General features: G+C 72.5%; 20 protein-coding genes. 10 read left to right on the top strand and 10 right to left on the bottom strand.

Translation table 11 applies throughout. The annotated features are described in order from the left end of the window. Positions 1 to 133 precede the first annotated feature (133 nt). From Mco01_RS03745 to Mco01_RS03730, 4 genes are all read left to right on the top strand, one after another. Positions 134 to 1,084 (top strand): bifunctional riboflavin kinase/FAD synthetase, encoded by a 951-nt coding sequence (locus tag Mco01_RS03745; protein WP_204055461.1) that lies wholly within the window; start codon positions 134 to 136, stop codon positions 1,082 to 1,084. Positions 1,085 to 1,277: 193 nt separating this feature from the next. Then, complete coding sequence (rpsO, locus tag Mco01_RS03740) at positions 1,278 to 1,547, top strand: 30S ribosomal protein S15 (protein WP_204055460.1); 270 nt, start codon at positions 1,278 to 1,280, stop codon at positions 1,545 to 1,547. A gap of 340 nt (positions 1,548 to 1,887) precedes the next feature. Beyond that, positions 1,888 to 4,212: a polyribonucleotide nucleotidyltransferase gene (locus Mco01_RS03735; RefSeq protein WP_204055459.1), complete on the top strand. Its 2,325-nt coding sequence runs from the start codon at positions 1,888 to 1,890 to the stop codon at positions 4,210 to 4,212. Continuing rightward, complete coding sequence (locus tag Mco01_RS03730; protein ID WP_204055458.1) at positions 4,209 to 5,519, top strand: M16 family metallopeptidase; 1,311 nt, start codon at positions 4,209 to 4,211, stop codon at positions 5,517 to 5,519. The genes Mco01_RS03735 and Mco01_RS03730 overlap by 4 nt, the downstream gene beginning before the upstream one ends. 56 nt (positions 5,520 to 5,575) lie before the next feature. Here Mco01_RS03730 and Mco01_RS03725 read toward each other — a convergent pair whose 3' ends face one another. Then, a complete protein-coding gene (locus Mco01_RS03725) occupies positions 5,576 to 6,520 on the bottom strand; it encodes a CU044_5270 family protein (protein WP_204055457.1) in 945 nt (314 codons plus the stop codon). Continuing rightward, positions 6,517 to 7,071: an RNA polymerase sigma factor gene (locus Mco01_RS03720; protein ID WP_239103310.1), complete on the bottom strand. Its 555-nt coding sequence runs from the start codon at positions 7,069 to 7,071 to the stop codon at positions 6,517 to 6,519. Before Mco01_RS03720 ends, Mco01_RS03725 begins: the two co-directional genes overlap by 4 nt. A 135-nt stretch (positions 7,072 to 7,206) precedes the next feature. On the opposite strand from Mco01_RS03720, the gene dapB reads away from it, so the two are divergent. Then, positions 7,207 to 7,944 (top strand): 4-hydroxy-tetrahydrodipicolinate reductase, encoded by a 738-nt coding sequence (gene dapB, locus Mco01_RS03715; RefSeq protein WP_204055456.1) that lies wholly within the window; start codon positions 7,207 to 7,209, stop codon positions 7,942 to 7,944. A 151-nt stretch (positions 7,945 to 8,095) separates the two neighbouring features. Then, positions 8,096 to 8,665 carry a hypothetical protein gene (locus Mco01_RS03710; RefSeq protein WP_204055455.1) on the top strand — a complete coding sequence of 190 codons (570 nt, stop codon included), beginning with the start codon at positions 8,096 to 8,098 and terminating at the stop codon, positions 8,663 to 8,665. 72 nt (positions 8,666 to 8,737) lie between these two features. On the opposite strand, the gene Mco01_RS03705 is transcribed toward Mco01_RS03710, so the two are convergent. From Mco01_RS03705 to Mco01_RS03690, 4 genes are all read right to left on the bottom strand, one after another. Further along, entirely contained in the window at positions 8,738 to 9,607 is an 870-nt protein-coding gene (locus Mco01_RS03705) for a 1,4-dihydroxy-2-naphthoate polyprenyltransferase (RefSeq protein ID WP_204055454.1), read from the bottom strand. A 158-nt stretch (positions 9,608 to 9,765) separates the two neighbouring features. Then, a complete protein-coding gene (locus tag Mco01_RS03700; protein WP_036322462.1) occupies positions 9,766 to 10,368 on the bottom strand; it encodes a GNAT family N-acetyltransferase in 603 nt (200 codons plus the stop codon). 38 nt (positions 10,369 to 10,406) lie between these two features. Then, a complete protein-coding gene (locus tag Mco01_RS03695; RefSeq protein WP_204055453.1) occupies positions 10,407 to 10,952 on the bottom strand; it encodes a CGNR zinc finger domain-containing protein in 546 nt (181 codons plus the stop codon). 207 nt (positions 10,953 to 11,159) lie between these two features. Then, positions 11,160 to 12,572 (bottom strand): aminotransferase-like domain-containing protein, encoded by a 1,413-nt coding sequence (locus Mco01_RS03690; RefSeq protein ID WP_204055452.1) that lies wholly within the window; start codon positions 12,570 to 12,572, stop codon positions 11,160 to 11,162. Here Mco01_RS03690 and Mco01_RS03685 point away from each other — a divergent pair. Beyond that, positions 12,571 to 13,509: a DMT family transporter gene (locus tag Mco01_RS03685; protein ID WP_239103309.1), complete on the top strand. Its 939-nt coding sequence runs from the start codon at positions 12,571 to 12,573 to the stop codon at positions 13,507 to 13,509. The genes Mco01_RS03690 and Mco01_RS03685 overlap by 2 nt on opposite strands. Positions 13,510 to 13,515: 6 nt before the next feature. Here the strand turns inward: Mco01_RS03685 and Mco01_RS03680 are convergent, their stop codons facing one another. Continuing rightward, positions 13,516 to 14,484: a quinone oxidoreductase family protein gene (locus Mco01_RS03680; RefSeq protein ID WP_239103308.1), complete on the bottom strand. Its 969-nt coding sequence runs from the start codon at positions 14,482 to 14,484 to the stop codon at positions 13,516 to 13,518. Positions 14,485 to 14,581: 97 nt separating this feature from the next. On the opposite strand from Mco01_RS03680, the gene Mco01_RS03675 reads away from it, so the two are divergent. Continuing rightward, the gene (locus Mco01_RS03675) at positions 14,582 to 15,199 is read left to right on the top strand and encodes a TetR/AcrR family transcriptional regulator (protein ID WP_036322455.1); all 618 of its coding nucleotides are present in this window, start codon (positions 14,582 to 14,584) and stop codon (positions 15,197 to 15,199) included. A 70-nt stretch (positions 15,200 to 15,269) separates the two neighbouring features. After that, positions 15,270 to 16,292, top strand: a complete 1,023-nt coding sequence (locus tag Mco01_RS03670) for a hypothetical protein (protein WP_204055451.1) — start codon at positions 15,270 to 15,272, stop codon at positions 16,290 to 16,292. Between the two features lie 31 nt (positions 16,293 to 16,323). Here the strand turns inward: Mco01_RS03670 and Mco01_RS03665 are convergent, their stop codons facing one another. The 3 genes from Mco01_RS03665 to Mco01_RS03655 form a co-directional block, all read right to left on the bottom strand. Next, a complete protein-coding gene (locus Mco01_RS03665) occupies positions 16,324 to 17,025 on the bottom strand; it encodes a hypothetical protein (protein ID WP_204055450.1) in 702 nt (233 codons plus the stop codon). 83 nt (positions 17,026 to 17,108) lie between these two features. Beyond that, positions 17,109 to 18,542 (bottom strand): MFS transporter, encoded by a 1,434-nt coding sequence (locus Mco01_RS03660; RefSeq protein WP_204055449.1) that lies wholly within the window; start codon positions 18,540 to 18,542, stop codon positions 17,109 to 17,111. Between the two features lie 301 nt (positions 18,543 to 18,843). Next, positions 18,844 to 19,299, bottom strand: a complete 456-nt coding sequence (locus Mco01_RS03655; RefSeq protein ID WP_204055448.1) for a nitroreductase family deazaflavin-dependent oxidoreductase — start codon at positions 19,297 to 19,299, stop codon at positions 18,844 to 18,846. A gap of 481 nt (positions 19,300 to 19,780) precedes the next feature. Here Mco01_RS03655 and Mco01_RS03650 point away from each other — a divergent pair, with 481 nt between their 5' ends. Then, entirely contained in the window at positions 19,781 to 20,413 is a 633-nt protein-coding gene (locus Mco01_RS03650; protein WP_204055447.1) for an NAD(P)-dependent oxidoreductase, read from the top strand. The last annotated feature ends 15 nt before the right edge of the window (positions 20,414 to 20,428 follow it).

Raw genomic sequence — 20,428 nt, 5'->3', positions numbered from 1 at the left:
GGTGGGCGGGGGCTGGTTCCCGCCCACGCCTTACGGCATGGCAGGCTGTCTACTGCGCCGCGGCGGCGCGGCCGCACGACCGCGCGGGCCGTCGGCGCCGCAGAGGCGATGGGTAGAGCGAATCGAGGTCGAGGTGCAGAGCTGGCACGGGCTGGACGACGTCCCCGATGACTGGGGCAGGTCCGTCGTCACGATCGGCGTGTTCGACGGCGTGCACCTGGGGCACCAGCGCATGGTGGCCCGTGCGGTGGAGACGGCCCGGTCCCTCGGGCTCCTCTCCGTGGTCGTGACCTTCGACCCGCACCCCGACGAGGTGGTGCGGCCGGGCAGCCACCCGCCGCAGCTGACCACCCCGCGGCGGCGCACCGAGCTGCTCGCGTCGCTGGGCGTGGACGCGGTCTGCGTGCTGCCGTTCACCCTGGAGTTCTCCCGCATGTCGCCCGACGAGTTCGTGCAGACGGCGCTCGTCGACCGCCTGCACGCCGCGTGCGTGGTCGTGGGGGAGAACTTCCGCTTCGGGCACAAGGCGTCGGGCGACCTGGAGACCCTGCGCACGCTGGGTGAGAAGTACGACTTCGTCGCCGAGGGCGTGCCGCTGGTCAGCGAGGGCGAGGCCATCTCCTCCACGCTGGTGCGCGAGCGGCTCGCCGCCGGAGACGTGGCCGGGGCGGCCGCCGCCCTCGGCCGGCCGCACCGGGTGGAGGGCGTGGTGGTCCGGGGGCACCAGCGCGGCAAGGCGCTCGGGTTCCCGACGGCCAACGTCGAATCGCCGCAGCACACCGCCATCCCCGCCGACGGCGTCTACGCGGGCTGGCTGCAGTGCACGCAGGCACCCTCGCCGTACGAGGGGGAGCGCTGGCCGGCCGCCATCTCCATCGGGACGAACCCGACGTTCGACGGGGTGGAGCGCACGGTCGAGGCGTACGCGCTGGACCGCGACGACCTCGACCTGTACGGCGCGCACGTGGCGGTCGACTTCGCCGAGCGCCTGCGTGAGACGTTGCGCTTCGACTCGATCGAGGCGCTCATCAGCCAGATGCGCGCGGACGTCGACCGCGCCCGTGAGGTGACCTCGGGCCGCTGATCCCGGCCGTCCCGACCACGGCAAGTGATCGGAGTTGTGCAGGGCGCGGCGTCGCGATGGTACCGTTGAATGTCAGCCCTCTTCGGGTGACGTCCATCGTCTCCCGGCTGGCCTGTCACGGCGACTGTAGGCACGCACGGTCGTTCGCGGGCTCGGAAAGTGTTGTGCGTGCCTCCCATCAGAAGGAGAAGCAGTGTCGCTCGACGCCGCTACCACCAAGACCATCGTCGCCGAGTACGGCACCACCGAGGGTGACACCGGGTCCCCGGAGGTCCAGATCGCGCTGCTGAGCAAGCGCATCAGCGACCTGACGGAGCACCTGAAGGTCCACAAGCACGACCACCACAGCCGCCGCGGCCTGCTGCTGCTCGTCGGCCGCCGGCGCCGCCTGCTGAAGTACCTGCAGGCCAAGGACATCACGCGGTACCGCTCCCTCATCGAGCGGCTCGGACTGCGCCGATAATTTGAGAAAGGAGCGGCGATCCTTCGCCGCTCCTTTCCCATAGCGGGCCACAATGGGCCTGCGGTAAACCACAACTGAACAGCCGACAACTCAACAGCCGACAGGGAGAGCGGGCCGCGAGGCCGGCTCGGCCCGACAGACCAGTGCCCCGCGTCCGCACGCAAGCCGCACGCGCGATCCCGCGGCGTGAGAGGGCCGGTCCTCGGTAGTGGCCCCCGGTCGCCACGGCGTCAGCCGTGCGGACGGACCGGGCGCTTCGATCGAAGACCGGCACTGCACCTGAACGGGGAGCCCGGCGAACTGAGCGACGCGGGAGACCGATCCGACAAGGAGGTCCCCCGTGGAGGGTGTCCACAGCACAGAAGCCGTCATCGACAACGGCTCATTCGGCACGCGTACGATCAGGTTCGAGACGGGCCGCCTGGCCCGCCAGGCGGCGGGCAGCGCCGTGGCCTACCTGGACGACGAGACCATGGTCCTCAGCGCGACCACCGCGTCCAAGCATCCCAAGGAGAGCCTGGACTTCTTCCCGCTCACCGTGGACGTCGAGGAGCGGATGTACGCCGCGGGCCGCATCCCCGGCTCGTTCTTCCGGCGTGAGGGCCGGCCGTCCGAGGACGCGATCCTCACCTGCCGCCTCATCGACCGGCCGCTGCGCCCGTCCTTCGTGAAGGGCCTGCGCAACGAGGTCCAGGTCGTCGCCACCATCATGGCGCTCCACCCCGAGCACCTCTACGACGTGGTCGCCATCAACGCGGCGAGCCTGTCGACCCAGCTCGCCGGGCTGCCGTTCTCCGGCCCGATCGGCGGCGTCCGCGTCGCGCTGATCGACGGCCAGTGGGTGGCCTTCCCGACCCACTCCGAGCTGGAGACCGCCACCTTCGACATGGTCGTGGCCGGCCGGGTGCTGGCCGACGGCGACGTCGCGATCATGATGGTCGAGGCCGAGTCGACCCGCCACACGCTGAAGCTGGTCGCCGAGGGCGCGGCGGCGCCGACCGAGGAGGCCGTGGCCCAGGGCCTGGAGGCCGCCAAGCCGTTCATCAAGGTGCTCTGCGAGGCCCAGTCGAAGCTGGCCGAGGTCGCCGCCAAGGAGACCCAGGAGTACCCGATCTTCCTCGACTACCAGGACGACGCCCTGGAGGCCGTCACCGCGGCCGTCAAGAGCGAGCTGGCCTCGGCGCTGACGATCGCCGGCAAGCAGGAGCGCGAGCTGGAGATCGAGCGGGTCAAGGCGCTGGCCGCCGAGAAGCTCCTGCCCGACTTCGAGGGCCGGGAGAAGGAGATCGGCGCCGCGTTCCGCAGCGTGACCAAGAAGCTGATGCGCGAGCGCGTCATCAACGAGGGCGTCCGCATCGACGGCCGCGGCCCGAAGGACATCCGGCAGCTGAACGCCGAGGTCCACGTGGTGCCGCGGGTGCACGGCTCGGCCCTGTTCGAGCGCGGCGAGACCCAGATCCTCGGCATCACCACGCTGAACATGCTGCGCATGGAGCAGATGATCGACACGCTCAATCCCGAGCGGACCAAGCGTTACATGCACAACTACAACTTCCCGCCGTACTCCACCGGTGAGACGGGCCGCGTGGGCTCGCCGAAGCGGCGCGAGATCGGCCACGGCGCGCTGGCCGAGCGGGCGCTCGTGCCCGTGCTGCCGTCCCGCGAGGAGTTCCCGTACGCCATCCGGCAGGTGTCGGAGGCGCTCGGCTCGAACGGCTCGACCTCGATGGGCTCGGTCTGCGCCTCGACGATGGCGCTGCTCGACGCCGGTGTGCCGCTCAAGGAGATGGTCGCCGGCATCGCGATGGGCCTCATCGGCGAGGGCGACCAGTACGTCACGCTGACCGACATCCTCGGCGCCGAGGACGCGATGGGCGACATGGACTTCAAGGTCGCCGGCACCAAGGACGTGATCACCGCCCTGCAGCTGGACACCAAGCTGGACGGCATCCCGGCCCACGTGCTCGCGGCGGCGCTGAAGCAGGCGAGGGGCGCCCGGCTGGCGATCCTCGACGTGATGCAGGAGGCCATCGACTCCCCGGCGGAGATGAACCCGACCGCGCCGCGCATCATCACGATCAAGGTCCCGGTCGACAAGATCGGCGAGGTCATCGGCCCCAAGGGCAAGATGATCAACCAGATCCAGGACGACACGGGCGCCGAGATCACGATCGAGGACGACGGCACGATCTACATCGGCGCCACCGACGGCCCGTCGGCCGAGGCGGCCCGGTCGCTGATCAACGGCATCGCGAACCCGCACATGCCGGAGGTCGGCGAGCGCTACCTGGGCACGGTCGTCAAGATCGCCGCCTTCGGCGCGTTCGTGTCGCTGCTGCCCGGCAAGGACGGCCTGCTGCACGTCTCGCAGATCCGCAAGCTGCACGGCGGCCGCCGGATCGAGAACGTCGAGGACGTCATGAACGTCGGCGAGAAGATCCAGGTGGAGATCGCCGAGATCGACTCGCGCGGCAAGCTGTCCCTCGTCCCGGTCGAGGTCGTGGAGAAGGAGGCCGCGGAGAAGGCCGCCTCCGGCGAGGCCGGCGGGGCGGCCGCGCCCGCCGAGGTTCCCGCCCCGGCGTCGCAGGACGGCTCGCAGGAGGAGCGCGCATCGCGCCCGCGTCGCAGCCGCACCCGCGGCGGCCGGGACGAGCGCAACTCGTGACGACCACGGTTCTGTTTCCGGGGAAGGACGGCGCCGGGGCCATCCGCCGCACCGTCCTCCCCGGTGGCCTCCGGGTCGTCACCGAGACGATGCCGACCGTCCGCAGCGTGGCGGTCGGCATGTGGGTCGGCATCGGCTCCCGGGACGAGGCGCCCGAGCACATGGGCGCCACCCACTTCCTCGAGCACCTGCTGTTCAAGGGCACGCCGACCAGGGACGCCATGGAGATCTCGGCGTCGATCGAGGGCATCGGCGGGGAGATCAACGCGTTCACCGCGAAGGAGTACACCTGCTACTACGCGCGGGTGCTCGACGAGGATCTCCCGCTGGCGATCGACGTCCTGTCCGACGTCGTGACCTCCTCCCTGGTCGCCGCTGAGGACGTCGAGTCCGAGCGGGGCGTGATCCTCGAGGAGATCGCCATGCACGACGACGACCCCTCGGACGTCGTGCACGAGCAGTTCTCCGCCGAGCTGTACGGCGACACGCCGATCGGGCGGCCGATCCTCGGCAACGACGACTCGATCAACGCGCTCACCCGCGACCGCATCCACGAGTACTACCAGCGCTTCTACGTGCCGCCGCGGACCGTGGTGTCGGTGGCCGGCAACGTGGACCACGACATCGTGGTCCGCCTGGTGGCCGACGCCTACGAGCGCGCCGGCGCCCTCGGCGGGACGGCGGCGCCCGCCGACCCGCGCATCGGCGGCCCGGGGGTGGAGCGGCGCTCCGGCGTCCGGGTGGTCGACCGGCCCACCGAGCAGGCCAACCTGGTCCTCGGGACGACCGGCGTCTCCCGCACCGACGACCGCCGCTTCGCGCTCGGCGTGCTGAACGCGGCGCTCGGCGGCGGCATGTCGTCCCGGCTGTTCCAGGAGATCCGGGAGAAGCGCGGCCTCGCCTACAGCGCGTACAGCTACACCTCGCAGTACGCCGACACCGGCCAGTTCGGCATCTACGTCGGCTGCCTGCCGTCGAAGATCGACGACGTGCTGAAGATCTGCCGCGACGAGGTGGCCAGGGTCGTGGCCGAGGGCATCACCTCCGAGGAGATCGCCCGCGGCAAGGGCCAGATGCGGGGCGGGCTCGTGCTCGGCCTGGAGGACACCGGCTCCCGGATGTCCAGGATCGGCAAGAGCGAGCTCGTGTACGAGCAGCTCATGCCGGTCGACGAGGTGCTCACCCGGATCGAGGCCGTCACCCCCGACGACATCGCCGAGGTGGCGGCGGACATCCTCAACCGCCCGATGACGCTCGCCGTGATCGGGCCGTACCCGGACAAGGACTTCGGCTTCGCCGTCGCCTGACCTGGTCGCACCGGGCCGCGCGGCCGCCCATACGGGCGCCGCGCGGCTTCGTCGTCTCAGGGGAGCCGGCCGGCCGCGTCCGTCACGCCCTGGGCGAGGACGGCGCTGGCGCTGAGCACGGTTCCCGCCTCGCCGCGGCCGGAGTCGCGGACCAGGTAGTCGCGGCTGCCGAGGTAGACGAGGGAACTCCGGTCGAAGACCCACTCGGTGCGCTCGCCGTTCGCGTCGAACGCCACGCCGACGCCGTCGCGGCCGAGCGCGTCCTGCGACCGGCGCACCACGCGCACCCCCGGGATGAGGGCCGTGGCCCGGTAGAGCGCGGCGCGGGCGGCCGGCGGCACGACCGTCTCGTCCAGCAGCCCCTGAACCTGGTCGAACGCCCGGGCCGGGCTCCGGTCGCCCTGGCGGGCGTACAACCATTCCAGCGTGGCCTCGGGGTCCGCGGGCAGGGCCGCGAGCTGGTCGTACGTCGGCGTGTCCCGGGCAGGGGACAGCGTGGTCTCCCCGCCGTTCTCGCGGATGAGGCCCTTCCCGGACGCGTCCCCGGGAATCCAGGCCTGCCGCTCGTGCAGGGCGATCGGCTCCAGGGGCCCGCCGAACGTCCGCTCGCGATCGGGGCGGGAGCTCGACACCACGCTCCTGGTGTACGCGAACCCGCCCGGTGGCAGAACCGTGACGGGCCGGCGGGCGGCCGCGTCGGCGATCCGGCCGAGCGTCTCGGCGACGCCCTGCGCCGTGGCGTCCGGCACGCGGATCACCGGCGCCGTGGTGGAGGAGACCTCCCGGGCCGGAACGTCGTGCGGGCGCAGCACCGCGAACGCCAGGACCAGCGCGAGCACGGCGGCGGCCGCCGGAGCGAGCAGTAGACGGGGGCGCCGGCGGCGGCGCCGGCCGATCTCCCGGACGAAGTGGTCCCGCATCTGCCGGTGCCGCATCGGCGGCAGCTCGGGGCCCCCCGGGTCGGGGAGCATGCGGGCGAGGTCCTCGATCTCGGCGTTCACCGGTTCTCCCTTCGCGTCGTGACGGCCTGCTCCCGCAGCCGGGCCCGCGCCCGGGACAACCGGGAGCGCACGGTGCCCACGGGGATGCCCAGGGCCTCGGCGGTGGCCGCGTAGTCCAGTCCGGCCCAGACGCACAGCATGATGATCTCCCTGTCGGCGGCGCTCAGCCGGGACAGCGCCGCCCGCGCCGCGGCCAGCCGCTCGGCGTCCTCGGCGCGGCCGGCCAGCGCGTCGGCGAAGTCGGGCACCTCGTCCCGGACGGGCAGGCGGGACAGCGCCGCCCGGTGCCGCCGAGCCGCCCGCGCCGTGTTGCGGAGCACGTTGGTGGCGATGCCGAAAAGCCACGGGGCGACGGCGTCACCCTCCGGGTCCAGCCGTCCGCGCAGCCGCCAGGCCTCCAGGAAGGTCAGCGACACCACGTCCTCGGCCGTCGACCGGTCCCCGGTCGCCCGCGCGGCATGGCGGAAGATCGCCTGTGCGTGCTCGTCGAACAGCTCGCCGAAGGCGGCCGTGTCGCCGGCTCTGAGCCGGGCGCGCATCGTTCGTTCCACGTCTCGACCTGTCCGTCCCCGCCGCCGGGTTCCCGTGATCCGCGTCACACACGCGGCCGTCCCCACACGCGGCCCGGGCACTGTACCCGCAGGTGGCGTCGGCGCGGGAACGGCGGGTGGCTATAGCCTTGGCCCGTGATTAAGGTCGGTGTACTGGGCGCTCGCGGGCGCGTCGGCGTGGAAGTGTGCAGGGCCGTGGACGCGGCCGACGATCTGGAGCTGGTGGCGGCGGTCGACAAGGACGACCCGCTCGACGCGCTGGCCAAGGCCGAGGTGGTGGTGGACTTCACGCACCCGGACGTGGTCATGTCCAACCTCGAGTGGTGCGTCGGCCACGGCATCCACACGGTCGTCGGCACGACCGGCTTCGACGCGGAACGGCTGGAGACGGTCCGCGGCTGGCTCGCCGCCAACCCGGGGACGAACGCGCTCATCGCCCCCAACTTCGGCATCGCCGCCGTGCTGATGATGCACTTCGCCCAGCAGGCGGCGAAGTACTTCGAGTCCGTCGAGATCGTCGAGCTGCACCACCCGCACAAGGCCGACGCCCCCTCCGGCACGGCCCGCCGTACGGCGGAGCTCGTCGCGCGGGCGCGCCGGGAGGCGGGGCTCGGGCCCTCGCCCGACGCCACGACCACCGAGCTCGACGGGGCCCGGGGGGCCACGGTGGACGACGTCCACGTGCACGCCGTACGGCTGGCCGGTCTGATCGCCCACCAGGAGGTGCTCCTCGGCGGCGAGGGGGAGATCCTGACGCTCCGCCACGACACGATGAGCCGGGCATCCTTCACCCCAGGGGTTCTTCTCGGCATCCGGCGCATCAGCGGACTGAACGGGCTGACGGTGGGGCTGGAGCCCCTCCTGGACCTATAAGCCTCGTCCCCGGGGTGTGCGTGTCTCCACCGCCGCGCGCCCGCCTGTGGAGGACGCGTCCGAAGCGCCGCGCGAGCCTCGCCCGCTTCCGCCAAAGTATGGCGGGGCCGCCGGTCGGCGGCCGTCCGGACGACCCCCCGAGGAGAAAGGCATGATCAGCATGGTGGGCGAGAGCTTCGAGGACCGCATCACGGGCCTCGAGATCGACGTGCAGTCCATCAAGATCCTTATCGGCAGCGTCGACAACAAGGTCGAGCGCGCGCGGCTGGAGGTGCAGCACGCCCAGGGCGCCAACACGCGCATGATCCAGGCTCTGCACGACGACCTGTCCGAGTTCCGCGGCGAGGTGAAGGCGCGGTTCACGGACATGGGCGAGCGCTTCGACGCCGTGGAGGACCGGTTCATCACGATGGACGGGCGCTTCGATGCCGTGGACGAGCGGTTCGTCGGGATGGACGGACGCTTCGACGCGGTCGACGAGCGGTTCGTCGCGGTGGAGGAGAGGCTCGCCGCCGTGGACGAGCGGCTCATCGCCGTTGACGAGAGGCTCGCCGCGATGGACGAGCGATTCGTCGCGGTGGACGAGCGGTTCGGGGCGGTGGACGAGCGGTTCGACCGTGTCGACCGGCGCCTGGACCTGATGGACGCGCGTATCGACGCGCGGTTCGACGAGGTGCTGGCCCTGATCAAGGAGACGGCCGGAGGCGCGGCACGGGCGTGACGGGCGTCTGAGGCAGGATCGCGAGGTGACGGCCGCCGTCCGCCAGGCCGGCGGCCGCTCCCTCGGGACCGGTCAGAGCGCGAGGCCGAGCGCGAAGAGGGCGCCGAAGACGAGCTGGAGGCGGCCGGTCTGCTGCAGGGTGGCGATGAGGGCGGGGCCGACGGCGCCGGAGCGGACCGCCCTGACCGGCGGGAGCGCGAGCGGCAGGGCCAGCAGGGTCAGCGCGGCGAACGGGCGCCAGGGCACGAGGGCGATCGCGACGGCGAACGGCAGGATCAGCGCCGCCGAGTACAGCAGCCGGGTGCGGGTGTCGCCCAGCACAACGGCCAGCGTGCGCTTGCCGGACGTCCCGTCGGTGGCGATGTCGCGGAGGTTGTTGACCACCAGGAGCGCGCAGGCCAGCAGCCCCACGGGGACGGCGGCGGCCACCGCCACCCAGCTCAGGCGCTCCACCTGGACATAGGTGGTGCCGACGACCGCCACGAGGCCGAAGAACACGAAGACCGAGACCTCGCCCAGCGCGCGGTAGCCGTACGGGCGGGAGCCCCCGGTGTAGAACCACGCGGCGAGGATCGCGGCGAGGCCGACGAGCAGGAGCCACCAGGCCCCGGTCGCCACCACGAGCACGAGCCCGGCGACGGCGGCGGCCAGGAAGCAGCCGAGCGCCGCGGCCAGCACGTCCCTGGGGGCGGCGACCCCCGACCCGACGAGACGCATCGGGCCGACGCGGTCCCGGTCGGTGCCCTTCACGCCGTCGCTGTAGTCGTTGGCGTAGTTGACCCCCACCTGCAGGGCGAGGGCCACGAACAGGGCGAGCAGGGCCCGCCACCAGATCGCGCCGCCTTCGTAGACGGCCGCGCCGGTGCCGACGGCGACCGGGACGACGGCGGCGGGCAGCGTACGCGGGCGCGCGCCGGCGAACCATTCAGCTGGGGTGGCCACGTGACTTCCTTTTCCTGCCGACTTCCTGCCTGCGGCTTCCGTCCGCGCACTCCGCCGGGGGGCGCGACAGACGCGCATCCACGGACGTACGGGACGCACCGACACGATATCGGCAGGTCGCCGGTCCCCGACGGCGGGCCCCGGCGATCACAGAAGGGTCAGCTGATGTCGGTGCTCAGGCGGATCATCCGGATGGGGCGGCCCATGTCGAGGACGCGCTCGGCCTCGTCCTCGCCCCAGCCCGCGGACTCCAGGAAGCCCAGCATCGGGTGGTTGTCGGCGAACACCCACGTGACCACCGTGCTGTAGCCGTCCTCGCGCAGGTGGTCGACGGTCGCGTTGAGCAGGCGGCTGGCGTGGCCCCGACGGATGTGGTTGGGGTCGACCAGCAGCGTGAGCAGTTCGGCCGTGGTGGAGGGACGCAGGTCGGGGTCCTCGGCGGGGCCGTGAGAGGCGAGCCCGACGACCCGGTCGGACGCCCGCTGCGCGGCCGTGGCCAGAATTCCGCCAGGCCCGAGCGCGGTGAAGGCGTCGGTGTCGGGGACCACCCGCTCGACCGCGACCAGCACGCGGTGACGCGGGGTGGGCGGGGAGAGGATCGCCTCCTCCCACTGGCGGCGCCACATCTTCTCAGCCGCCGGGCCGGTCATCTGCTCCAGGGGACCCGGAGGCAGGAAGTCTCGGTAGGCCGCCTTCCACGCTCGAATCTGGGTGCTCGTCACCGCGTCGACGTCCTCGAGGCGGGCAGCTCTAACACCCATCCGGCCGGCTCCTTTCTTTGCCTGTAACACCGTACTGGTCAGGAAGGGCTCGGCGTACCTTCTGCGTGGCGTCGTGCCCGATATGCCCTTGTTTTGGTGCGGTTTCCGCACACGCGCATGGAACACCAGGAGCGTGACCGGTTCTTGGAGGAGTCGATGAAGGCCCACTGGCACGTGCTCTCGGCGCAGACCTTGAGCCGGGGCCAGGTGCCGTCGGCGTGCGTCGCGGCGATCATGGCGGCGATCCTCGCGAGCCCCCCGCCGACCCCGTCCGTCAGGGGAGTGAGCGCCGGGGTCCCTCCGTCGAGCGTCACCCGCACCGGGAGCGCCGCGAGCGCGGCGTCCAGATCGGGGGGGACGGCGTACGGCCCGCCGTCGTGGTTGCGCAGCAGTGCGTGCCGCAGCCCCTCACGCAGGTGGGCGGCGAGGGCGAGGTCCTCGTCGACGGCGCGGTCGTCCTCGCCGACCAGGCCTCGTTCGCGCAGCCACACGGACAGCTCGGCCGGTGAGGCCAGCTCGTCGGCGTCTTGCTCGACATCGTAGGTGTTCACGAAATCGCGGAGCAGCTCCGCCGGGCCCGTCATTGTCGATCACCCCTCGTGACCACTTTACGACAGTAGGAGGTTGCGGAATGCCAACACCGGCGTAAGCGTTATGATGGTGTCAATCATTCCGAGGAGGATCCGATGCGCGTCAGTTACCTGGCCTACCTGGCCATGCGCGAGAAGGAGCGCCGGGAGCGCCGCCGGGCGGCGGCCGACGCTCAGCGTCCCCGCACCCGCTGAGCGGGCTCACACCGGCGTCCCCGAGACGCCCGCGAGGGCGGCGCCCAGGCGGCGCACGCCCTCGTCGAGTTCCGCCACCCCCGCCGGGGCCATGTGCGTCAGCCGCAGCCGCGGTCCCGGCGGCTCGGACGGGTAGTACATCCGTCCCGGGCTGACCAGCACACCCTTGAGCTGGGCCGCCTCCGCCACGGCCGCCTCGTCCGCCGCCGGAGGGAGCCGCACCCACACGTGCATGCCCCCGGAGGGGACGAGGTGGACCTCCAGGGCGGGGGCGTGCCGGGCGAGACCGGCCAGCAACGCGGCCTGCCGGACCCCGATCTCCTGCCGCACCGCGCCGAGGTGCCGCCGCCAGGCGGGGGAGTGGACGAACTCGAGCGCCGTCTCCTGCAGCGGCCTGGCCACGAAGAACGCCTCCACCACCTGGACGGCCCGCAGGCGATGGGCCGCCGGACCGCGCGCGATCAGCCCCGCGACGCGCAGGCTCGCCGAGGTGATCTTGCTCAGCGACAGGATGTGCACGACGGTTCCGTGCGCGTCGGTCGCGACCATGGGCGGCGGCGCGGGTGCCGTGGTGAGATACCGGGCGAAGTCGTCCTCGATGACGAACGCTCCCGCCGCCCGCGCGACTGCCAGCACCTGCTCCCTGCGCTCCCGGCTGAGCGTCGCGCCCGTCGGGTTCTGCAGCGTCGGCTGACAGTAGAAGACCCGGGCGCCCGTCAGCGCGAACGCCTCGGCCAGCAGGTCGGGCCGGACGCCGTCGCGGTCGGCCGGGACGGCGTGCGGCCGCAGGCCGGCGATGCGCGCGGCCGCCAGCGCGCCCGGGTAGGTCGGCGTCTCCACCAGCAGCGGCGATCCGGGTCCCGCCAGCGCCCGGAACGCGTGCGTGAGCGCCGCCTGGCCTCCGCTGACCACGAGCACGTCGCTCTGCGTGACCGTGCCGCCCGCCTCGCCGGCGAACCACCGGCGCAGCTCCGGCAGGCCGTTCAGCGGCGGCATGTCCCACGCCTCGGGCCGTCGTACGGCTCTCGCCGCCGCGGCGGCCAGCGCCCTCGCCGGCCGGAAATCGGGGTTGAGGTAGCCGCCGGTGAGCGGCACGACGCCGTCGGCGGGCCGGGCCAGCAGCGCGGCCACCGCGGAGTCGTCGACCACCCGGTCTCCCAGGGCGACCGTCTGCCAGGACGGGTCGGGCGCCTCGCCCGCCGGCGGCCGCGCGGGCGCGACGAACACGCCGCTGCCAGGGCGGCTCACCACCCGCCCTTCGGCGGCCAGTTCGGCGATGGCCCGCGACACGGTGACCGGCCCCACCCCGTGCCTGCGCATGATCTCCCGGCTCGACGGCAGCCGGTCGCCCGGACGGGCCCGCGCGGCCTCCTCCCGGAGGATCGCGGCGAGCCGGACGATACTGCTATCGTCATTCATGAAAGCTGACGATAGCGCTATCGCCATACCGCCGGTAGCGGTGCGGGAGCGGACGCCCCGGCGCCGGGCCTGGCAGGGGAGCCTGCTGGCGGGGGCGGGGATGGCCGCGTTCTCCGGCTCGTTCCCTGCCACCGTCTTCGCGATGCGGGGGTTCGACCCGTACCTGGTCGCCATCGGCCGGGCCGCCCTCGCGGCGGTCGCCGCGGCCGCCTGTCTCGCGGCCGCCGGGGCGCCCCTGCTGCCTCCCCGCTCCCACCTGCGGTCGTACGCCCTGATCGTGCTGGGCGTGGTCGTGGGCTTCCCGCTGTTCAGCGGGCTGGCCCTGCACGGCGGCGCGAGCGCGGCCCACTCGGCCGTCGTCATCGGGCTGCTGCCCGCGGCGACGGCGGCGTTCGCCGTACTGAGGGCGGGGGAGCGGCCGCGCCCCCTGTTCTGGGCCGCGTGCGCGGCGGGCGCGCTGTCGATCACCGTGTTCACCCTCACGCGGGGGACCGGCCGCTTCGCCGGGGCGGACGCGCTGCTCGTGCTCGCGCTGCTGTCGGCGGCCGTGGGCTACACGGAGGGCGGCCGCCTGGCCAGGCAGACCCCCGGCTGGCGGGTCATCTCGTACGCGGTCGTGCTGGCCGCGCCGGTCACGGTCCCGGTGACGGCCGTCCTCGCGCTGACCACGCACCCCCGGCTCACCGCCGTGTCGCTGGCCGGGTTCGCGTACGCCGGCCTGGTGTCCATGTTCCTGGGCTTCGTCCCCTGGTACGCCGGGCTCGCGATGGGCGGTATCGCCAGGGCCGGGCAGATCCAGCTCGCCCAGCCGCTGCTCACGCTGGTGTGGGCGTGGTGGCTGCTGGGCGAGCGGTTCGGCGCCGCCACCGTCGCCGCCGCTCTCGCCGTCCTGGTCTGCGTGGCCGTCACCCAGGTCAGCAGGGGAGCGCCGAGGTGAGCCCGCTCAGGGGACGAGGACGATCTTCCCGGAGGCCGCGCGCTCCTCGATGCGCCGGTGCGCGGCGGCCGCCTCCTCCAGGGGCAGGACGCTGTCGACCCACGGGCGCAGCCGCCCCGCCGCCAGCATGTCCAGCACCTCGGCCCGGGCCTCCTGGACACGCAGGGCCCATCCCGTGAGGCCGCCGCACCCGGCGAGCGTCAGCCCCCGGCGGAGCAGGTCCATCGGGGCGACGGCGGGCGGGCCGTCGAGGACGCCGTAGAGCAGCATCCGCCCGCTGCCGGGCGTCATCGCGTCGAGGAGTCGTCCGGCCGAGGCGCCCCCGATCGACTCGAAGACGACGTCGAGGGTGCCGCCCGCCTCGGCGACCCGGTCCGTCCAGCCGGGGTCGGTGTGGTCGAGGACGAGGTCCGCCCCCAGGTCCTCCGCCTGCCGCCGTTTCCCGGCGCTTCCGGCGGTGGCGATCACACGGCTAGCCCCCATCGCGGGGGCGAGCTGGGTGAGGTACGCCCCGACGCCGCCCGCCGCGACCTCGACCAGCACCGTCTCGCTCCCCGTCAGGCGCGCCTCGCGCACCAGCGTGAGCGCCACGGCGCCCTGGACGGCGACCGCCACGGCGTCGGCGGGTGTCACCGGATCCGGGACGACGGTCAGGGAGTCCGCCTCCGCCCTCGCGTACTCGGCGTAGGTGCCGCCGTCCCCGCCGAGCCGCAGCGTGACCACCCGGGTGCCCACGAGCGCCGGATCCACCCTGTCGCCCGTCTCCGTCACCGTTCCGGCCGCCTCGAAGCCGAAGACCGCCGGCAGCGGGACGGGCAGGGGGAAGCCGCGGGCGCGCAGCAGCGTGTCGGCGTAGCCCACCCCGGCCGCCTCGACCCGGATGACCACCTGCCCCGGGCCCGGCGACGGCTCAGGGACCTCCTCCGGCCGCAGGACCTCCGGCCCTCCCGGTTCGTGCATGACGATCGCGCGCACGGCGCCACCTCTCTAACTGAACCACCGGTCAACTTCGCTCGGCAGTACTATATGGACCGGCGGTTCAGTTGTCACGGGCCGGGTGAGGAGGAGGCGGGTGGGCGAGCAGCGCCGCGAGCGCGCCGACGCGGCCCGCAACCGGCGCGCGATCCTGGAGGCGGCCGAGGACCTGCTGCGGCGGCACGGGCCCGACCAGGTCTCGCTCGAGGATGTGGCCGCGGCCGCGGGCGTGAGCAAGGGCACGGTCTTCCACCGCTTCGGCAGCCGTACGGGACTGATGTGGGCGCTGATCGAGCAGCGGGTGCTCGCCCTCCGCGAGGCCGTCACGTCGGGACCCCCGCCGCTCGGGCCAGGGGCTCCGCCCGCCGACCGGCTGGAGGCGTTCGTGGACGCGATCGTCCGTCTGGTGGACGGCAACGTCGGCCTGATGGCGGCGCACGAGCACGCCCTGGCCAACCGGCGCCACGCCGAGGGGGACCGCGAGGCGAACCCCGTCTACCTCTTCTGGCACGGCCACATGTCGGCGCTGATCGCGCAGGCCCGGCCGGATCTGGACGCCGACGTGCTGGCGCACGTCCTCATCGGGTCCCTCCACAACGACTCCGTCGTGCGTATGCTGCGGCAGGGGGAGGCCGACCGGCTCGCGGCCGGCATGCGGACGCTGGCGTCCGGTCTGCTGCGCGGGGCCGCCGATCCCCGTCCCGCCGGGGCTTGAATCGTGTGACGCCGGGGCGCAGGATGGGGACGTCGGTGTCATATCGTCGCGGCGCGGGAGGGTGAGGGGATTGGCGGACGTCACGATCCCGGAGGGCGGATTCTGGCCTGCGCCCGAGATCCCGCAGCCGAACATCTACCCGATGGAATGGCGGGTGGAGACCGAGAAGCTGGCGGCCATCTACGAGAAGTCCAAGCGCATGGTCTGGAACCCCGCCGACCTGCCGTGGGACCTGCTCGACCCGGACGGCTTCACGCCCGAGCAGCGGCTCGGGATCATGTACTGGTTCTCCGTGCTGGCCAACTTCGACGCCTCCGGGCCGGCCGTGTTCGCCCGCGCCACGATCCAGGCGTTCGAGAAGCACGAGGAGGACCCGGTCCGCAAGTGCTTCTTCTCCATCACCCGTGACGAGATGAACCACGAGGAGTGCTGCCAGCGGGCCATCGCCCTGCTGTGGCCCGGCGGGCCGCTCGACTGGGAGCCCCGGACCGACCTGGAGCGGGCCGCGCACAACAACATCGGCTGGCTCTACCACAACGGCGGCCGGTACTGGAACGGCTACACCACGGCCGTGGGGAAGTACTCCCTGGCCGTGCTGTTCACCAGCTTCATGATGGGCGAGATGGCGGCCTCCACGCTGTTTCGCGGCATGGCGTCGGGGACGGTCCACCCGCTGTTCTCGGACATGTTCCACAAGATCGGCCGGGACGAGTCCCGGCACCTGCAGATCTGCATGACGATCCTGGAGAACGAGTGGCCCGGGCTCACCGACGACGTCCGCGGCCTCATCACCCGTCAGCTGCGGGCCGGGTTCGTGTTCCTGTCGATGATCCTCTGGGAGCCGCCGGGCGGCTTCTGGGAGCTGCCGCCGTACTTCCTGCACAACCACCGCGTCCTCATGGACCACGCCCGCGAGGGCGGGCTCGGCGTGCTCTCGTACGACGAGCAGGCCGACAACTGGCGGCTGGCCATGGCCCGGGTGCGGGCGATCGTCGAGCGGTGGGGCATCGAGTTCCCCGCGATCCCCGAGCTGGACATCGAGGGCGTCGCGGTGGACGTCGTCGATCCCGAGGACATCATCCCGGTGTTCTAGACGTCCCCGCCGACGACGGCACCGGAGCTGCTCAGCCGGCTCGTGCGAAGCTGCGGCCGAGCAGCACGTATCCCACCGCGTACGGCGCGGCGCCGACGATCTCGAAGACCGACGTGACCATCGAGTGCGGTCCGAAGCCGAACAGCGCCGCGGTGCCGCCGATCGCGTAGACGACGCCGCCGAATCCCAGGAGCAGGCCGGTCAACCGCTGTCCGTACCGGTTGAGCAGCAGGGCGAGCAGCACGTATCCCAGAGGGAAGACGATGTTCGCCGCCAGCACGATGATGCCGCCCTCGACGTCGATGTCCTTGGAGGTGTGCACGAGGTCGGGCGCGTACTTGGCCGTCACCGGGTTGTGGCCGCCGTCGAAGACGATGAGACCGAACCACAACATGGTGCCGGCCAGAGCGGTGTACAGCGCCGCGAGTCCGCGCGAACCGAACTCGCGCATGCCCAGAGCCAGGACGCCGGCCAGGCAGGTCGCCTGGACCAGCAGGCTGATGGCCTCCATGGAGTGGGTGAACGCGTACCACTGGGCGTGCGCCGCGATGTCGTGCCCGTCGCGGGCCGGGTGCAGGATGACGGTGAGCAGGAACAGCGGGCCCCCGATCATCGCGGTGAGGTTCACCATCATCCGCATATACCGGGTGCCGTCCTCGATGCCGGGCCGGCGAAGGGGACGGGGAGGGGTCATGGTGCCGGCGTCGTCGCGCGCCGGGCGGTGGGCGTTCATCGTCGTTCTCCTCAAGGGTCGTGTTCGGATCGGCGTGCCGTCGACGCGCCCGCGTACGGCTCGGCTGCGACGGCGGGTCGGCGTCAGTGGGCGTGCGGTGTCGCACCGGCGGGTGCGACTCCCGGGGGTACGACGAACACGCTCAGCGCGGCGGCCGCCAGAGCTGCGACGGCGCCGACCGTGAAGGCCAGGGCGACGCCGGTCGCGCTGACCTCGCCGGTCACGCCGCCGGCGGCGACCGTGGACAGGACGGCGACCCCGAGCGCGCCGCCGAGTTCGTGGAAGGTGTTCACGATGCCCGAGCGCGTTCCCGCCTCGTCAGGAGCGACGGCGGTCAGCGCCGCGGTGACCGCCGTGACCAGCGCGGCGCCGACACCGATCGCCGCCAGGGTGAGCCCGGCGATCAGCAGGGCGGGCCCGCCGGCACCGGCCGCCAGCCCGCATCCGGCCGCGGTGACGGTCAGTGAGCCGGCGGCGAGCACACGTCCGTCGAGGTGCGTGACGGCGCGGCTGCCCGTGTGGGCCCCGATGGTCGTCCCGAGCGCGATCGGCAGGAAGGCCAGGCCGGTCGTCGCGGCGCTGTAGCCGTGAAGACGCTGGAGATAGAACGACCCGAGGAAGAACGCGCTCACCAACAGGCCGGTGGCGACCAGCATCAGTGACGCCCCGGCCACGACCGGGCGGCGGGTCAGCACCCGCAACGGCATCAGCGGTGTGGCGGCCCCGCGCTCGACCACCGCGAACACTCCGTAGAGCAGGACCGCGGCGGCCAATGACAGGAGCGTCGAGCCCGCGAGCCAGCCGTGCCCGCCGGCGTTGATCAGTCCGTAGATGGCGGCGCCGGTGGCGAGGGTGACCGAGAGCGCACCGGCGACGTCCACCCGGCCGGTAGCGGCCAGGTGCCGCCGGCTGGCGGGGATCAGCGTGGGCAGGAGCGCCAGGATCGCCAGCCCGGCGGGCACGTTGATGAAGAACACCCACCGCCAGCCTGGGCCGGACGTCAGCAGGCCGCCGAGGATCACGCCCAGGGCCGAGCCGGCGCCGCCGATCGCCGCCCATACGCCCAGCGCCCTGGACCGGTCCTCGCCGGCGAAGGTCGTGGTGATCACCGACAGCGCCGCCGGCGACATCAGCGCCGCGCCGACGCCCTGCGCCGCTCGGCCGGCCAGGAGCATCGTGGCGTCAGCCGCGAGTCCGCTGACCAGCGACGCGAGGACGAAGATCGTCAGACCGCCGAGGAGCACGCGGCGAGCGCCGGACATGTCGGCGGCGCGGCCGCCGAGCAGCATGAGACCACCGAACGCCAGCGTGTAGGCCGTCAGCACCCATGGCACGACTCCGCCCTGCAGTGCCAGGTCGGCGCCGATGTCGGGCAGCGCCACGTTCACGACGGTCACATCGAGAACGAGCATGAACTGCGCGACGCTCAACAGCCCCAGCAGCCACCACCGGCGCGGGCCGGGTGGCCCGGGGTGGTCCCGGCCGGTGGAGATCGGCGACGGTGACGTAGCGGCCATGACCTGCTCCCTCCTGCGTGGACGGGCGCATGATTAACCCGAACACGTGTGTACGACTTCCGAGGCTAGCACTAATCCGTACATTGGTGTTCGGGTTATTCGCTCTGAAGATCGCAGCAGGTGCGGTGAGGTCACTGTGAAAGGTGCTTCGTTGACGTGAGCGCTCACGGGGCAGGGCCGTCACATCACCCGGCTCCGGCGGCGAGCCACTCGGCGAGCCCGCCGGCGAGAACAACCGCGGAAGGACTGGCCTACTCGCCGCCGGCGGCGGCGCCCCTGAAATGTGGCGGGCGGAGGTCTCCTACGTGTGGGCCCCCCGCGGAGTGGCGCTGAACAGCGTGCAGCGCGGGGCGGCCGCGGCGAAACTCTCAGGAGACGGGGAATCGACCAGGCCGTTCTGCACGAAGGCACGGACACCGAGGGGGTTCTGGCGGGGGAACTCCCGCAGGATGTCGGCGCGCTGCGCCTCGGGGACCTCCGCGAGGTCCACGGCCTGGCTCCGGCGTCCGCGGGTGAGCACGCCCTGCCCCGCGGCCCGGGCGTTCTTGGCCCAATCGGAGTTCGGATACGCCTGCAGTACGTAGTGCACCCCGTCGACGACCACCGGGGCCACCGGAGTGGTCCGCGGAAGGCCGCTCTTCCGGCCGGGGACCGTCAGCAGGTGGATCGGGCCGATCGGCAGCCCGACGCGGTGCAGGAAGACGAAGATGCGGTTACGCACCCGATGACTGCGCGAGATCGTGCTGTGTGCGCTCACGGTGAATCCTTCCCGGGAGGATGTCGGCCAGATGGCCTGGAAGCCGGGCCGGCGGGATTTCCGAACTCGACGCCGCCGAGTTCGGGGTGGGCGTCGATCCATCGCGACTCGAAGGCGTGGCCGTTGACCGTCCACCCGTTCCGCCGGGTCACGCGATGCACGTGCGGACCCTTGCCGCCCACGACCGAACGGTAGACGGTCACGCTGAGCCGTACATCAGGTGACAGATGTAGCTCAGCGCTACACCCTCGGATGTAGCCGTCGCCGGGCCACGCCGCCGCCGGGGGTAGTGCGAATGCGTTCCCATGTCCGACGACACGACCGCCCGGGCCCGGCATCGTGAGGCATCGCACGGACTCCGCCTGCGCCGCGCTCGACGGTGCCCTTCCCTTGTCGCGGCAGGCGGCGGCGCTGCCAGACCTCGAACACGAAGAACCCGGGCCAGTCCCGCCTCGATCCCGTTCATGACAGAGGAGAAACGATGAAGATCGCGCTTTTCGGTGCGACCGGAGGCACCGGCCGGCAGTTGATCCGGCAGGCCTGCGAGGCGGGGGACGAGGTCACCGCGGTGGTCCGCGACCCGGCCCGGCTCACCGAGTCGCATCCTCACCTGACCGTGCTGCGGGGTGACGTGACGGATCCCGCCACGCTCCGCCCCGCCATCGAGGGTTGTGACGCGGTGGTGTCGGCGCTGGGCTCACGCGACGGGCGGGTACCGACGACCGTCTGCGCCGCCGGGACGGCCGGCATCGCCCAGGCCATGCGCATCGTACGCGTCCGACGGCTCGTCGTGGTCAGCGCCGGCACCCTCACCACCGAGGGCGACGGCCCGCTCACCCGCCTGATCATGAAGCCGCTCCTGGGCAACCTGCTCAAGCACACCATCGCCGACAAGCGCCGGATGGAGGAGGTCGTGCGCGCCAGTGGTCTGGAGTGGACGATCGTGCGTCCCCCGATGCTGACCGACGGACCCCACACCGGCGCCTACCGCAGCGCCGTCGACCGCAACGTGCGCGGCGCACTCCGCGTCTCGCGCGCCGACCTGGCCGACTGCATCCTGCAGTGCCTGCTCCACAACGAACCGATCAACGCCGCCGTCTCGATCGGGTACTGACCCCGCCGATCCGGG

This window comes from Microbispora corallina (genome assembly GCF_016863035.1).
In the GTDB taxonomy this organism is placed as follows: domain Bacteria; phylum Actinomycetota; class Actinomycetes; order Streptosporangiales; family Streptosporangiaceae; genus Microbispora; species Microbispora corallina.
This window is presented reverse-complemented; position numbering and strand designations above follow the sequence as displayed.